This window comes from Cyclobacterium amurskyense, assembly GCF_001050135.1.
Lineage (GTDB): Bacteria > Bacteroidota > Bacteroidia > Cytophagales > Cyclobacteriaceae > Cyclobacterium > Cyclobacterium amurskyense.
In genome coordinates this window covers 1,491,924-1,508,008 of the sequence record NZ_CP012040.1, presented here as the reverse complement: position 1 = coordinate 1,508,008, position 16,085 = coordinate 1,491,924, and the positions used below count along the sequence as shown (strand labels likewise).

The 16,085-nt window shown below is 39.0% G+C and carries 15 protein-coding genes; 12 read left to right on the top strand and 3 right to left on the bottom strand.

Annotated features, from left to right (window positions below; translation table 11 throughout):
• Positions 1–5: 5 nt before the first annotated feature.
• From CA2015_RS06040 to CA2015_RS06030, 3 genes are read right to left on the bottom strand one after another with little or no spacing between them, the layout of a single operon-like run.
• Positions 6–446, bottom strand: coding sequence for a hypothetical protein (locus CA2015_RS06040; protein ID WP_048641095.1), 441 nt, complete (start codon positions 444–446; stop codon positions 6–8).
• Positions 447–2,483 (bottom strand): excinuclease ABC subunit UvrB, encoded by a 2,037-nt coding sequence (gene uvrB / locus CA2015_RS06035; protein ID WP_048641094.1) that lies wholly within the window; start codon positions 2,481–2,483, stop codon positions 447–449. It abuts the gene before it with no gap.
• A 55-nt stretch (positions 2,484–2,538) separates the two neighbouring features.
• Entirely contained in the window at positions 2,539–3,759 is a 1,221-nt protein-coding gene (locus CA2015_RS06030) for an Lnb N-terminal periplasmic domain-containing protein (protein WP_048641093.1), read from the bottom strand.
• 220 nt (positions 3,760–3,979) lie between these two features.
• On the opposite strand from CA2015_RS06030, the gene CA2015_RS06025 reads away from it, so the two are divergent.
• The 12 genes from CA2015_RS06025 (at position 3,980) to CA2015_RS05965 (ending at position 16,079) form a co-directional block, all read left to right on the top strand.
• The gene (locus CA2015_RS06025; RefSeq protein WP_048641092.1) at positions 3,980–6,334 is read left to right on the top strand and encodes a hypothetical protein; all 2,355 of its coding nucleotides are present in this window, start codon (positions 3,980–3,982) and stop codon (positions 6,332–6,334) included.
• 196 nt (positions 6,335–6,530) lie between these two features.
• Positions 6,531–6,854, top strand: a complete 324-nt coding sequence (locus CA2015_RS06020) for a hypothetical protein (protein WP_048641091.1) — start codon at positions 6,531–6,533, stop codon at positions 6,852–6,854.
• A gap of 291 nt (positions 6,855–7,145) precedes the next feature.
• Complete coding sequence (locus CA2015_RS06010; protein ID WP_053086650.1) at positions 7,146–7,685, top strand: Crp/Fnr family transcriptional regulator; 540 nt, start codon at positions 7,146–7,148, stop codon at positions 7,683–7,685.
• A 66-nt stretch (positions 7,686–7,751) separates the two neighbouring features.
• Complete coding sequence (locus CA2015_RS06005) at positions 7,752–7,961, top strand: (4Fe-4S)-binding protein (protein WP_048641089.1); 210 nt, start codon at positions 7,752–7,754, stop codon at positions 7,959–7,961.
• Between the two features lie 6 nt (positions 7,962–7,967).
• The gene (locus CA2015_RS06000) at positions 7,968–9,473 is read left to right on the top strand and encodes a glutamate synthase-related protein (RefSeq protein ID WP_048641088.1); all 1,506 of its coding nucleotides are present in this window, start codon (positions 7,968–7,970) and stop codon (positions 9,471–9,473) included.
• A gap of 194 nt (positions 9,474–9,667) precedes the next feature.
• Positions 9,668–10,240: a DUF6515 family protein gene (locus CA2015_RS05995; RefSeq protein WP_048641087.1), complete on the top strand. Its 573-nt coding sequence runs from the start codon at positions 9,668–9,670 to the stop codon at positions 10,238–10,240.
• Between the two features lie 197 nt (positions 10,241–10,437).
• Positions 10,438–11,778, top strand: a complete 1,341-nt coding sequence (locus CA2015_RS05990) for a sulfatase-like hydrolase/transferase (RefSeq protein WP_240477934.1) — start codon at positions 10,438–10,440, stop codon at positions 11,776–11,778.
• Between the two features lie 46 nt (positions 11,779–11,824).
• A complete protein-coding gene (locus tag CA2015_RS05985) occupies positions 11,825–13,012 on the top strand; it encodes an MFS transporter (protein WP_048641085.1) in 1,188 nt (395 codons plus the stop codon).
• A gap of 88 nt (positions 13,013–13,100) precedes the next feature.
• Positions 13,101–13,391: a hypothetical protein gene (locus CA2015_RS05980; RefSeq protein WP_157470342.1), complete on the top strand. Its 291-nt coding sequence runs from the start codon at positions 13,101–13,103 to the stop codon at positions 13,389–13,391.
• 253 nt (positions 13,392–13,644) lie between these two features.
• On the top strand, positions 13,645–14,193 hold the full coding sequence (locus CA2015_RS05975; RefSeq protein ID WP_048641083.1) for a hypothetical protein: 549 nt from the start codon (positions 13,645–13,647) through the stop codon (positions 14,191–14,193).
• An 80-nt stretch (positions 14,194–14,273) separates the two neighbouring features.
• The gene (locus tag CA2015_RS05970) at positions 14,274–15,593 is read left to right on the top strand and encodes a gluconate:H+ symporter (protein ID WP_048641082.1); all 1,320 of its coding nucleotides are present in this window, start codon (positions 14,274–14,276) and stop codon (positions 15,591–15,593) included.
• 21 nt (positions 15,594–15,614) lie between these two features.
• Positions 15,615–16,079, top strand: a complete 465-nt coding sequence (locus CA2015_RS05965) for a RidA family protein (protein ID WP_048641081.1) — start codon at positions 15,615–15,617, stop codon at positions 16,077–16,079.
• The last annotated feature ends 6 nt before the right edge of the window (positions 16,080–16,085 follow it).

Here is a 16,085-nt window from a genome sequence, read left to right as displayed (position 1 = left end):
TGTTTTTAATTTATCAAAACTGCCAGTCCCACCCTGATGCCAAGGGCTTGTCGTTGGACGTAATAGTCTGTTATCCCTTCCACGCGAAACCTGTAGCTTAGGTTATAAGTGTAGCCCGCACCCAAACCCAGGTCTGCACCATTTCCCAACAGCGCACGAGCACGTAGGAATAATGGTTCCAGTGGGTAATACCTTAGCCCGGCTGTCACCTGATTGGGGTGGTTGATATTGTATTCGTATCCCCCTGAAAAAGACAATTGGTGACGGTAGAAGTAATTGACCTCTGCCCCAAATTGTGCCCTTTCGAGTATTTTGTATAAATCTGTTCTTATCAAGTCCATCCCTGCACTCACTAAGAAGCTACCACCAGCTTGTTGGGCTTGTATTTTGCTCGTGTTAATTAGTAAGATGCTAGCGATTAAAACAATGCCTTTAATAATCTTCATTTATTTCCCTACATTAATAATTTCCAGTCGTTTTTTTAATCCCATCCATTCATCTCTCAACCTTGCCGCTTCCATGAAATTCAATTCTTTGGCTGCCGCTTCCATCCTTTTTTGAGTTTGAGTGACTAGCTTTTCAAGTTTCTCTCTACTTAAATACTGAATGACCGGATCTGCTGCTACATCCATTTCCTCCGGATTGTTCTCTACATAGATCTTTGCGTTTTTCTTACTATCCGCAACTTTGGTCTGTCCCATTATCCTGTCATGAGACTTGATAACAGTTGTTGGGGTGATGTTGTTTTCCTCGTTATAGGCGATTTGCTTGGCCCTTCTCCTATTGGTTTCATCAATGGACAAGCGCATACTCTCTGTTGTTTTATCTGCATACATAATGACTTTCCCTTCCGAATTTCTAGCAGCCCTTCCAATGGTTTGGACAAGACTTCTGACATTTCTAAGAAAGCCCTCTTTATCGGCATCTAAAATTGCAACAAGCGCTACTTCAGGTAAATCTAATCCTTCTCTTAAAAGATTGACGCCCACCAAAACGTCAAATATTCCTAGTCTGAGCTCTCTTAATATTTCTACCCTGTCCAGAGGTTTTACTTCTGAGTGAATATACCTCGACTTAACACCTACTTTGGCCAAGTACTTGTCCAGTTCCTCCGCCATCCTTTTGGTAAGGGTGGTCACTAAAACCCTGAAGCCATTCTTAATTGTCTTGTCTATTTCGTCTAATAAATCATCTATCTGATTGGCGCTTGGTCGTACCTCGATCAATGGATCCAAAAGTCCGGTAGGCCGGATGATTTGTTCTATCACTACCCCCTCAGATTTATTGAGCTCATAATCCCCCGGTGTAGCACTCACATAGATTACCTGGCTTGTGAGGGATTCGAATTCATCAAATTTTAATGGGCGGTTGTCAAGTGCAGAAGGTAGCCTAAATCCATAATCTACTAGATTGGTCTTCCGGGACCTATCCCCTCCCCACATAGCCCTAACCTGAGGAAGTGTAACATGACTTTCATCTATGACCATCAAAAAATCATCAGGAAAATAATCGAGAAGGCAAAAGGGGCGGGTGCCCGGCAATCTTCTGTCGAAATACCTTGAATAATTTTCTACCCCAGAGCAGTAACCCAATTCCCGAATCATTTCCAAATCAAATTCGGTTCTTTCCTTTAGCCGCTTGGCCTCCATTAATTTCATGTCCTTCTCAAAGGCCGCGACTTGGGCTACTAGGTCATCCTGAATTTCATGGATGGCGGTGTCTATTACATCTCTTCCAGTGACAAATAAATTGGCAGGGAAAATGGTGATAATCTTTTCGTCTGATAATTTTTTACCGGTAGCAGGGTCTACGCGCTGTATGGCTTCTATTTCATCGCCCCAGAAAAATATTCTATAAGCAAAATCTCCATAAGCAACAAAGATGTCCACTGTGTCACCTTTTACCCTAAAAGTGCCTCTGGTGAATTCTCCCGAAGTTCGGCTATACAGCACTTCTACCAATTTGAATAAAAATTGATTTCTCGGAATTCGATCACCCTCTTGAAGTTTTATTACGTTTTTACCAAACTCATCTGGGTTACCAATACCGTAAATACAGGAAACAGACGCCACCACGATGACATCTCTTCTTCCGGAAAGTAAAGCTGATGTTGCTGAAAGCCTTAGCTTTTCAATTTCCTCATTGATAGAAAGGTCTTTTTCTATATAGGTGCTGCTGGTGGGGATAAATGCCTCAGGCTGATAATAGTCGTAATAACTGATGAAAAACTCAACTGAGTTGTCAGGAAAAAACTGCTTGAACTCTCCATACAATTGTGCTGCCAGGGTCTTGTTGTGACTCAAAACCAAGGTAGGTTTTTGGACCTCCTGTATGACATTGGCCACAGTAAAGGTCTTTCCCGAACCGGTCACTCCCAATAGTACCTGAGATGGCTCGTTCGCATTTATGCCTTCCACCAGCTTTTTTATAGCCTTAGGTTGGTCTCCCGTAGGAACGTAATCTGAAATAATATTGAAACTCATCTAATTTTAAATTATATACCTACAACGCCATAAGGGTACTGAATAGTTTTCGGAATCAAGTCCTTTTATTTATAATTCGAAATCGGTCAAGGTTATAGTAGATGAAATTCGTTCTAAGGATTATGATCAATAACAATGGAAGGATGCTTGGATGGAAAGATTGAAAGCCCAGTATCCACACAACCAAGGCCAGGTCAGCCAAAATCATGGCTCCCAACAGCAAGGTTTTTAATATGGCTTTGTCAGGCCTTCGGTATAATAGATAAGCTATATAGAGATGAGCTGGAAATGCCCAAAACAGGTTCCAGTTGTTCTTGGTTTGAGAGTGTGCGGTAAAAAACCAAAGGAAAACAAACAATACGCCCAGTAATCCTAAAATGCTGAAGAAGGCTATGTCAAAGCCTTTAAACAATCGTTTTTTCTTGAAGCCGATAAAGGTTAATAGTCCTATCAAAATAGCGAAAAGCCAAAATATAACATAGGGGTTTATCAAGTTTATCCCCTCACTTCTTGATTCCGGGAAATCATAAATCTTATTGGTTTGACTTACAAGAGGCCTTTCAGGTCCGTCTCCTATAATTGTAGCCCTGCCAAAAGAGGCTTCCAAATAATCCGGCAAGAAAGCTTTCTCCGCTTCTGTAGCTTCTCTATCAATAACAGCACCTAGGGCCAGGTCTATTCCCAAATCCGACCAAGGAAGTGGGTACACATATTCGTCAATCAGATTGCGGAATGTTTTGTGGTCCGTTTCAATTGGGTAATTCCACTTTAGAGACTGGCCTAAAACTGTTTCTAGCATGTCTGTAATCCTAGTGGCACAATTGTCAAAAAAGAAATCATACCGGTACTTTCTATTTTCAGGTTGGTAATTCCTTTGTAAGAATGCTACAATCTTTTCACTTTGCTCTGCTGATAGATTGAGCTCCTGTTCCCTGACATTCCTTTTGAAATAATTGTATTCACGCAAAAAGTTCTCCGTAGTGGTAAGGGACAATTGATAATCTAAAGTCCGGCGGATAAATTTCACGTAAAAGAAAGAAGTGTTGAAGTCAAAAGTTCCATAATTAAAAACGAGATCCTGACCACTTTCCAGCTCTATGATACGTATGGCGCTATGACCAAATGTAGAATACAGCTCATCCCCAGGATCACAGGTAAGCAAACTTATTTTGTATTGTGCCGCAGTTGCAGGCAATGTCAGCATTATTCCCAAAAGCAGAGAAAAGCCTAGAAGGAGGGATTTACGAAAGGAGCGCTTATGAATGTCTATTTGCATAACTTTTTAAGCAGTAAGGAAAGGGTTGTCAAATTTCCTTACAAATTTAAAGTAATATTTGGGTTATCCAGACATCCCTTTTTTAAAAAGACAAGCGGTCGAATTCATTGGTAATTTGTTTGATGTACAGTATTAAAGGTGTTCTATTCGTGTATATATGTATTGTTAGTTTTGAAAATTAAAGTAAAATCACTATTTTAATTGATTATTCATTTTTGTTATGGATATTTTTTATAGGAGAGCGTTTTTTAATTATTATAAATGGTTTTTTTGGACCATAGTTTTTGCTGCGCTGTTTTTTCTTCCATTTTATTCAGCAATAGGGACAATTTTACTCGACAATACCTGCTATAGAACCAATTTGGCATTTGATACTGTGGGAGATTGGGAAGATCCAACTATCTGGGAGCAATACAATGGAACTGCTTGGGTGGCAGCCTTAGACTTTCCAGATAGGGATGACAGGGTTTTTATTGGCAATAGGAACGAAGTGCGCCTTACTAAAAATGAACAGGTTAAAGATCTATATCTTTTTGCTGAAACTCTTGGAGGCATTGACCCAGGACCTAAACTTAATTTGCAAGCTTATGAATTGTTGGTATATGGGCAACTGCATAGTATTTCAGAAGATACTGGAGATTTTATTTACCATCATTCCACATCTGGTATTACCGACTGGATATATCCTGAAACCGGAAGTATAGTTTTTAAAGGAGTCAGCCGTACTGTAGTAGACCGGAACTCATGGAGTGCCAGTAATTTAAATAGTCGGTTTGGGGTGGTTTTTGATCCCGATCCTGGCGAAACTTTGGTGGTCAATGCAGCCATGAAAGCCAATAGCTTCCTAATCAAAAGTGGCACTGTCAGGCAAACTCTTAATGATGAGTTAAGTCCTATTTATACCTCAACTTTTTCCTTTAATATTCAGGATAAATTTGGGACGGGTGATTACGGTGAGTTTAGAATATTGTCCGGTGCCACTTTGATCTCTGAAGGAACCAAAGCCTTCAACCAAATTATTCGAAGGACTGATTCCCGGCCCGCTAGTTCATTTGTACTTGAAGAAGGTGCCAATCTGGTGCTCTTGGGTGAAGAACCGATTATCGATGCGGTGAATGTGCAGTTGGATGGCAATGTGACATATGCTGGAGGAGGGGTTTCTCAGGAATTTTTAGAAAGTAGCCTGACAAGTCCAGCTATTGAGTTTATATATAATCATTTGTTTTTTAGTGGGGCAGCGGAGAAGGTGCTTTCCCCGCTTGTAAAGGTGCGTGGAAACATGCAATTTCTGGATGGGGGAAACCTCAACGGTACCTCGTCTATGCTTGTTCCAACTGGGGTAAATAATCAACAAATAGCCATTCCCACGTTTTCTTTGGATGCTTTTGAAATGGATAAGTCCATTGGAAGTGTTAATTTCCAAAATGATCTTAGGATATTAAGTGCCTTCAGTCAGTTGTCGGGAACGATAGATTTTTCGGGGAATTCACTTTTCCTGGACTTTGGACCGACAGGTATATACAGTTATTCAAGTGGGGATTGGCATAACCTGAATGAGGTGGTTTATCATCATGTTCCCACTTACCTAGACCAAAGTAATGCTTTATTTCCTTTTTATGACAGTTACTTAGCCTTTCCAAGACATTTACTTTTAGAAGGTGCATTGGGAGGAACTGGGTCAAGTTTAAGTATTAGGCATGTCGAAAACCAGGGAGTAACCTATGACCCGGGATTTAGTGATACAGATGGGAGTACCGTAGTGTATCAATTGAATAGCTATTTTGAAATTAGCAGTAGTGGAGGCACTTCCTCGGAAGTTGATATTTGGGTCTTGGCCAATGATCTTGGCATTCAGGATATTGACCATGTGAGATTAACGGGAGATGGAGAAGCTGCAACAGGGGTACATCTCCCCGCAAGTGAGGTGGATGGTGAGCTTTGGGCTGGAAGGGGAGTGGTCTTCAATGAGTTGCTTGCTAAGGCTTTTGCCATTGCAAGCATTAGTGAATTAAGTGTTCTGCCTTTAGATTGGTTGGATTTTGAAGTGTTGTTAAAGGAAGAAGGAGTCGAGCTTTCTTGGGTGAATGGCAGAGACCCATTCATTCGGTACACTGTATTGAGAGCTGAAGGACCATCCACCGAATTTATCCCAATTGGGTCTTTCTCAGGTGATGATTCTGGTTATCAAGTTATTTTTCAAGATCAGGTTTTACCCGAGAATCAGGCATATTGGTATTATCAGGTTAAGGCTGAGAATGCTGAAGGGGAGGTAGGTTTCAGTCCTGTTATAAGGTTTAACAATCCCTTATTTAGTTTTGATGTACCTCGTATTTATCCTAATCCTTATAAGGAAGGGGAAGTTCATGTGGATTTATTTGGCCTACAATCCGATCAGCAGGTCTTCTTTAATGTTTGGGGTTCAGGTGGAAAATTATTTCTGGAAGGAGTTTTTGATCTAGGAAACGTTAAGATTCAATTGGAAGAGAATTTAAGAATATTGCCCACTGGAAGCTATTTTATCTTGCTTCAAACCCAAAATAAATTGTTTCGTCTAAGGTGGTTAAAACTTAATTAATAAGTTATGATTAATGGGAGATTAAGGAGTAGGAAGGTGTTGTTATTGTGGAAATAGTTGTGATTTAGGTTTGTTGATTTTAATATTTGGATATTGTGAAATTAAATATCGAGCTGGAATGTCATAAATACCTAGGTAGGATTAAGCCAATAGGTTTATATTTATTCTTGAGACAAATAGTTATAACAGGAGAATTATGATACTTATCTGGAAAAACAAAGGTTTGTTAGTCATTGCTTATTTGATGGTATCTATGTTCCTAACCGCCTTGGTGCTTGGAGTATTGAAAAGAAATTTCGGAGGTGTTTTTATGTCGATTGACTTAAATCAATCTATAGGTATTGGCTTCTTGTTGTCAGCTATTTGGACTTTTTTAACAAGGAATGACTTTTACCTGAACAGTTCTGGTGAAAAAGTTAAAATGAAAACTAGAAATGAGTTTTTTTTTATTACAATGCAAATATGGTCTTATCTATTTCTTATTGCTGGTTTTGCCTTTCTTTTTTATGGGTTCTTCTAGTGGTTTTACTTTATCCTATTAGCATGATAGAAGAAATATTCGATTTAATATTGGGGGCCTTATTCATCCTTCTAGGGGTTTTGATTTTAATTTTTATATTGTTAAACCCATTAGTGAAAGATGAGAATGAATTTGGAAGAGCAGCACATTACCAGGTTATTGTGCTAGGAATATTTTTTGTAATTATTGGTTTTTTTATAATATAAGAATTGGGTTGGTTAATGATGTTAGCATATCATCTGAATTATTATTGATGTTGAGAGAAAACACATAAAAATAAATGAAATTAATATGCCAGAAAAAGAGATGATTCACGACCCAAGTGCAAAAACAAAGCATTTTACGAAAGGGGAAATCATTCAAAGTAGAGGGCTTATAAGTCATAACGTTTTTTATGTAAAAAAAGGATTGGTGAGAAGCTATCTCATCGATAGCAATGGCAAGGAACATATATTTATGTTTGCTTCAGAAGGATGGTTAATTGCAGATATTGAGTCAATAGAATTTCATCAGCCTGCCCAACTTTTTATAGATTGCATAGAGGATTCAGAAGTACTGGTCATACACAGAGAGAATCAACACCTGGATTTTAGTAATGAGGAGGCTGTCAAAGAAAAGCTTACTCAGCTTTACCGAAGAATAGGTAAGTTACAAAGAAGGATAATTATGCAAATGAGTACTCCTGCTGTAGACAGGTATGGTTATTTTTTGCAAACCTATCCTGACTTACCCAACAGGGTGCCGCAATACATGATCGCCTCTTACTTAGGGATTACCCCGCAGGCTTTAAGTACTATTAGAAAAGTGCTATCACAAAAAAAGGAAGGTTGATTTCTTCATCTACATGAATGCCTGGGGAATAGTTGTGGTGCATATTTACTTCAAAAATAAGTAAAAATGGAAAAGGAATATTCAAACGGTGAAATCACCATCAAATGGCAACCCAAAAAATGCCAGCATGCAGGAGTTTGCGTTAAAATGCTTCCTAAAGTTTATAATCCTCAAAACAAACCTTGGATTGCGATTGAAAATGCTTCTACTGAAAACTTGACTAATCAGGTAAAAAAATGTCCCTCAGGTGCGCTAACTTACTTTGTAAACCCATAAAAGCATATGAACAAGCCGAATATAGCAGACAACAAACCCATAAAAGTAAGCTTAAAAAAGGGAGAAGAACAGTACTGGTGCGCCTGTGGATTAAGTAGCAATCAACCGTTTTGTGATGGATCACATCGGACTACTTCTTTTACACCCCTTCAATTTTCTCCAGAAGAATCTGGGGAGGCCTATTTGTGCCAATGTAAGCATACGAAAAACCCACCTTACTGTGATGGTACACATACCAAATTAAAGGTTGAGAATGAGCAAAAGGAAACTGTTCCCTTGAATAGTGGATCCACAAAGGAAGAGCCTACTCTTGCTTATATCAAAGCATTGGCCAAAGATGGTTTGTCTAAAACCGGGCATCACGGAGAAATGGGAGCAATGGGGGTCCCCGGCCCGGAATTGCCAATGTGGAAAGACATTCAGATTTTGGCGGCACAGTTAGCAACCAAGCCGTTAATGGAAGATGTGGAGGTGGGCTCGGAACTGATTATAGGCCCAAATGCTAAAAAACCATTGCGATTAGAAATTCCATTGTTCGTTTCTGACATGAGTTTTGGTGCGCTATCGGAGGAAGCCAAAATCTCACTGGCAAAAGGAGCAGAGCTGGCTGGTACAGGCATTTGCTCTGGTGAAGGAGGAATGTTAGATGAAGAACAAGCCTCTAACTCCAGGTATTTTTACGAATATGCCTCTGCCAAATTCGGTTTTGACTGGGGAAAGTTAAAACGGGTTCAGGCCTTTCATTTTAAAGGTGGACAGGGTGCCAAAACAGGGACTGGTGGACACCTGTCCGGAAACAAGGTTACTGGGAAAATTGCCCAGGTACGGAATTTAGAAGAAGGAATGCCTGCTGTATCTCCGCCAACATTTGCTGACTTAGATACACCTGAAGATTTTAAGAATTTTGCCGATAAAGTAAGAAAGATTACTGGCGGTATTCCCATAGGGTTTAAGTTATCTGCAAATCATATTGAAGAAGACATTCAGTTCGCTTTGGACGCCAGTGCCGATTATATCATATTGGATGGTAGAGGTGGTGGGACTGGCGCTGCACCCTTGATTTTTAGAAACAATATATCCGTGCCCACGATACCAGCATTGGCAAGGGCGCGACATTATTTGGATAAGGTAAATAGAAAGGATGTTACCTTAATAATTACTGGTGGCATACGCATACCAGATGATTTTATTAAGGCCATGGCTTTGGGAGCGGACGGTGTCGCATTGTCCAATTCCGCCTTACAGTCTATAGGTTGTGTGGCCGCTCGAATGTGCAACACAAACAACTGTCCTGCCGGAATAGCTACCCAAAAACCAGCCTTGAGAAAATTGCTTAACATTGATAAATCAGCCAATCAATTGTTTAATTTTTTTACTGCCTCCACTTTATTAATGAAAGTAATGGCAAGAGCCTGTGGACATGACCACTTAAATCAATTTAATTCCAATGATATTACCAGTTGGAAAAAGGATATGGCTGAATTGACAGGGGTTAGATTCGCTGGGCTTTAAAAGGAAATGGATTAGGTGAGAAATGCATCTTCCATTAAAAATTAAAATTTAACAAAAATTAAAACGCCCTCTAATTAACATTAGAGGGCATTTTGTGGATTAATTTTTCTACTGAGATCAATTTTGGTTATCAAAGCATATTAAACCATTCAATAAATCAATGGTCAAAACAATGAATTAAAAACCCATTGATTATGAAAAATTTTGTTAAAATAAGCTGCGTTTTGGCCTTTCTATTCTTTTTTGTAAATGGTCAAAATGTGGATGCACAAAGCTCAAGAAAAAATAAGAAAGTCCTTGTCATTAAGAAAGATAACCGAAGGGTTCCGAGCAAAAGAGTAGTCTACAGAAAACCTGTAAAGAAAGTGGTGAGCATTAGGATATTGCCAAATAGAACAACGATCGTTCATAGAGGAATAAACTACTATTACTCAGGTAATCGCTTCTATACATATTCAGGTGGTAGGTACATAGTGATCACACCTAAAATAGGATTTAGAATAAAAACATTGCCGGTAGGTTATGTCAGGTTAAGACATTTAAACAGGGACTATTTCTGGTATAACGGTATATTTTACATCAATGTAGGCAATGCTTATGAAGTAGTAGAGCCTGAGCTAGGAACTGTTATTTATGAACTTCCGCATGATGCAGAGCGGGTTGAAATTGATGGCTATTCCTATTATGAATTTTCAAATGTGGTTTATGAAAAAATTCAATTGAATGGTGAAAGGGCCTATGAGGTTGTTGGGTTTATAGAGCAGTAAATTAAATAATAAGGCTAGTATATGAGTTAATTCAATGTCTTGTTTTATTTCCATTGGCTATTGCTTATTTTCAATAAACGATTAGATTTGAATAGGGTAGCTGAAGGCTACTGCTGTTTACCTTTAGAATAAAGGAGGGGCTGCAATGATAAGGAGGCTCCTCTTTTTTTCTATGTACACGATTAACACAATGATGAATGATGAGGAATATACTACTTGTATTACTGACAACACTCTTGATATTTTCCTGTGCTGATAAAAAAACATCCACCAAACTAAGACCAAACATAGTGCTGATAATGGCCGATGATTTAGGTTATGGAGATCTCTCATGTTATGGAAATGAGATGATACAGACACCAAATCTGGATTTTCTGGCATCCCAAGGAGTTAAATTTACGGATTTCCATTCCAACGGGGCGGTATGTAGTCCTACTCGAGCGGCTTTAATGACTGGAAAATACCAGCAGCGTACTGGAGTTGAGGGAGTTGTTACAGCTAAAAGTCATAGGGATGTTGGTTTAAGTCTTAGTGAAATCACTATGGCTGAAGAACTAAAGAAACATGGGTACAGTACAGGCATGTTTGGAAAATGGCATTTGGGCTATGACAAAGCATTCAATCCTACTTTGCAGGGATTTGACGAGTTTGTAGGTTTCGTAAGTGGGAATGTTGATTACCATGGACATATTGATCAGGAAGGTTACTTGGATTGGTGGAAAGGAGTGGAAATTGAAAATGAAGAAGGGTATTCTACTGATTTGATCACAGATTACGGGGTAAAATACATACAAGAGAATGATCCTGAAAAGACAGGTAATCCCTTTTTTCTTTATGTCCCGCATGAAGCGCCACACTCTCCATATCAAAGGCGCATAGACAAGGTTTTAAGGGAAGTTGGTATAGCAGGAACTCAAGCTGTAATGGAGGACAGTATAGCGACCATCTATAAAGAAATGGTTGAAGTCATGGATGAGGGTGTCGGAAGAATAATCGAGTCCCTTAAAGAGATTGGACAGTATGAAAACACAATTTTAGTTTTCGTTTCAGACAATGGGGCAAATCATTTTGGAAATAATGGTGGTTTAAAAGGCTTTAAAGCCAGTGCTTACGAAGGAGGTAGCCGTGTTCCTGCCATTTTCAGTTATCCAGATGCCATCAAAGGAGGAAATGTGAATGATCAGGTTGTTCTCAGCATGGATTTGCTGCCGACCTTCTTGGATTTTATTGATCAGAAACCTACTGAAATTATTGATGGTCAAAGTATAAAGGACAATTTGTTGCATCAAACTAACTTGCCAGAACGGGATGTGTTTTTTGCATATGGCAAAAAAAGTTTTATCAGAAGTGGGGATTGGAAATTAATATGTACGGAAAATAAAAATGGTAAAAACCTCGAGCTTTATAATTTGGCAAATGACATAAATGAGAGGAATGACATGAGTTCAGATAGGTCTGATATGGTTAGTTTATTATTGGAAAAACTTGAGGCTTGGGAAAAAGAAGTTAGAGAAGGTGTGATTATGGTCGCTGGATAGGCTAATTTTAGACTGGTAACTTCTTCTTTTAAAACAATCACGATTAGTGAAACATTCGAAATTAATTCTTCCAGTAATTGTAATTTCTCAGTTCTGTTGTACCTCACTTTGGTTTGCAGGGAATGGAGTAATCAATGATTTAGTCACCGACTTTGGTCTTGACGACAGTGCTCTGGGGCACCTGACTTCGGCAGTGCAATTTGGATTTATAATTGGAACATTGGTTTTTGCTATATTAACTATTGCGGACCGGTTTTCTCCGTCTATGGTGTTTTTGATCTCTGCTCTACTCGCTTCTCTTCTCAATTTAGGGGTTATCTGGGAAGCCAATAGCTTAATGAGTTTACTTTCACTGCGTTTTTTTACTGGGTTTTTTCTGGCAGGTATTTACCCTGTAGGGATGAAATTAGCCACAGACTACTATGAGAAAGGGCTCGGTAAGTCCCTTGGTTTCTTAGTAGGTGCGTTGGTTATTGGTACGGCATTTCCTCATTTACTTAAAGAAATGACTGGGGACTATCCATGGAAATTTGTTTTGATTGCTACTTCTTTACTAAGCGTAGTAGGTGGTCTAATGATGATGATCATGGTGCCTGATGGGCCTTTTCGAAAATCAAGCCAAAAAATAGAACTTTCGGCTTTCTTAAATATCTTTCAAAACCGGTCATTTCGGTCTGTATCATTTGGCTATTTTGGGCATATGTGGGAGTTGTACGCTTTTTGGGCCTTTGTGCCCTATATGCTGAGCAAATACAGCTTAGAACATTCTAAAGTTCTTTTCAATGTCCCTCTATTGTCATTTCTTATCATTGGATTGGGTGGGTTGGCCTGCGTACTAAGTGGCTATCTAGGTCAGGCAGCAGGTACTAAAAAGGTTGCCATTGTATGCTTGCTCCTTTCAAGCGTTTGTTGTGTTCTGTCTCCATTAGTGTTTTACAGTGAATCTGGGGTAGTATTTGTTGGCTTCTTGCTTTTTTGGGGTTTGGTTGTCATTGCAGATTCTCCTTTATTATCCACACTCGTAGCGCAAAATGCTTCAGCAGAAATTAAAGGTACAGCACTTACTATCGTAAATAGCCTTGGGTTTTCAATTTCCATAATAAGTATTCAATTGATCACTTTCCTAATGGAGTTGACTGATTCAAATGCTATCTATACCATTTTGGCAGCAGGTCCAATATTGGGGCTACTTTCCTTGAGAAGATTAAAAAGTAGTGTTTCTTTAAGTTTTTAGTTTATTGTTGATTAGGTTTGAGGAATAGCTAAAGGAGCTTAGAGAAGTTACGAAATTGTTAAGTGTTCTTACTATAAATCGTGCTGATGTGGAAATTTTCTTTTTTCGAAATTCATTTAATGTTGTCCCGGATGCTACTGAGCCTGCTTTTGCTGGAGATACTTCTATTGTTAAGGTGCTGGTAAATGATAAATTAATAGAACAGCAGGCCTCGGTCTCTAATGTTATAGATAGTACCTTAGTTCCTTTTACCGATGATTATGTGGTGTTAAGATCAGATCGCTATAGAGACATAGATCCAGAAGCTCCTCCAGGAATTTATACCATCACCTATAATATTTTTGAAGTAGGGAATGCTTCAACCCGAAATATGCAATAGACATTCTATTACCTGCTGAAATCGCTTTAAAATCAGCCACTTCGTTGCTGTTATCAATTTCACCATAGCGGTGCTATGCTAAAATCTTCAAACAGCCTGATTTTCTTGCGATTGCAACACTTCCCGTAAACACGGGACAGGCTTCACCCCTGACTATTGTCAGGACGGAGAAATTTTATTACATAATCCGGGTTCAAACTGTGACAGCGGTTCAGTGAGTGTGGAGGTAATTTAAAGACTGCCGGTTACTTGGTTGGATTACTATGTTATAGAAACGAGTGCAGGGAATTTGATTAATTGGCAAACAGCAACAGAAAAAGACAATAATAAATACAACGTCTGGAGGTCATTTAACCCTACTAAAGCTTTTACCAAAATCGTGGAAATTTATTCTAAAGGGAGTGGATTGAATCCTACAAATTATTCCTTTTTTGATTCACTTTCCTATCATCAGAAACTGGTGTATTACAGGGTGGTTCAGGTAGACTTTGATGGAGAAACGGTGAGTACCTCAGTTATAAGGCTTAAGCGAAAAATGTCTAAAGTTGATGCTTTTACTGTCTTTCCTAAGCCTCAAAGGGCAGGGGAAATAACCTTTCTATTGCACCCTGCAAGGGAGAAAAAACAGGTTTTTTTTGATTTGAAGAACAATGCGGGCAATACTTTGTTCACTGAAGAAGGGCCTTTACAAGACATAGCGGAAGTGATTTCCTTAAAATTAGCCCTTATTCCTGCAGGCATGTATTTCATATACCTTCATTCCACAGGAGTGGCCAAAGTTATCAAGTGGATAAAAGATTAAACAAATTATAGAAGTTTCTCATAGTGAAATAGGCATTTCGCTGAATATGCTGTAATTTTTGGCTTCGTTTAAAAACCACTATGACTTTTATAATTGTTGCCACAAGTATCGTACTCTTGGTCGCATTGATTGTTTGGATCAAGGTTGAACCATTTATTGCCTTTTTGATCACCTCTATTCTCGCGGGATTATTACTGGGGATACCATTAACTGATATTTCCGGATCTATTCAATCAGGTATAGGGAACCTGATGGGAGCATTGGTGATAGTAATTGTCCTTGGGGCAATGCTGGGGAAGATTGTAGCGGATAGTGGGGCTGCCCAGCGAATCGCTCAATTTCTTATGAATGGTTTCGGTGAAAAATATGTCAACTGGGCCATTGCGCTTACTGCTTTTATCGTAGGCATTCCTTTGTTTTTCAATGTTGGGTTTGTATTGTTGGTGCCATTGGTCTTTGCAGTTGCCTATCAGTACAAAATTCCTGTGATGCTTCTTGGGATTCCAATGCTTGCTGCTTTGTCAATCACCCATGGTCTGCTTCCTCCTCACCCTGCTCCGGTAGCGTTAGTCGCTCAGTTTGGCGCTAATATAGGGACTACACTTATTTATGGTTTTATCATAGGTGTGCCTATAATTATTTTAGGTGGGCCTTTATTAGGTAGGCTACCTTACTTGCGTCGCATGAAAATCACTCCCTTGGAAGTGTTTAATGTGAAACCTAAAGCCGAAAGTGAACTTCCTGGTCTCGTTAATAGCCTTTTTACCGCACTTCTTCCAGTTTTTTTATTGATTGTTTTGTCCTTGGTAGGATTGAGAATGAATGAAGATAGCCCTGGCTATGGTTTTATCACCTTCTTGGGTGATCCTAATATTGTCATGTTGATTTCCCTTATTTGGGCGACAATTAGTCTTGGGATAATGAGAGGTATACGTATTGCTGATATCATGAATAGGTATGCTTCGGCAGTGAAAGAAATAGCGCTTATTTTACTAATAATTGCAGGCGCAGGTGCATTCAAAGAAGTCTTGGTTGACAGTGGTGTTAGCGGAGAAATAGGAGCCTCCTTGCAGAAATTGGCAATTAACCCGCTTCTTTTAGGCTGGTTAATAGCTGCAGTAATTCGGATTTCAGTTGGTTCTGCTACGGTTGCGGCACTTACTGCTGCCGGAATAATCGCTCCTTTGGTTGCCTCAGGTATTGGAGATCCTAACCTAATGGTTTTGGCTATAGGAAGTGGAAGTTTGATTTTTTCCCATGTAAATGATGGAGGATTTTGGCTCGTAAAAGAATATTTTAACTTAAGTATAAAACAAACCTTTCTCTCATGGACTTTACTTGAAACCGTTTTGTCTATTTTGGGGCTTATAGGGGTTTTAATTCTGGATTTATTTATTTAACTCAAACTAAAAAATAGAAATATGTCAGCTGAAGCAAAAATTAAAGAGTTAGGATTAGTGTTGCCACCTGCACCACCTCCAGGAGGTGTTTATCGTCCTATTGTAATCACTGGTAATTTATTGTTTCTTTCAGGTCATGGTCCTGTTTTGGAAAATGGAGACATGATAAGAGGGAAAATTGGAATTGACCTTAACAAAGAAGAGGGTAAAGCTGCTGCCAGACAAGTTGGATTAACGATGTTGTCCACCCTACAGACCCAATTAGGGAGTTTAAATAAAATTAAAAGAGTGGTGAAGGTCTTAGGCATGGTGAATTGTGCTTTGGATTTTGAAGAACATCCATTTGTTATCAATGGTTGTAGTGAATTGTTTGCAGAGGTATGGGGAGAAGAAAATGGCTTGGGCTCAAGAAGTGCTGTCGGATTTGGTTCTTTACCTGGTAACATATCAGTGGAAATAGAAGCAACATTTGAAATAAATCAATAAGAATTT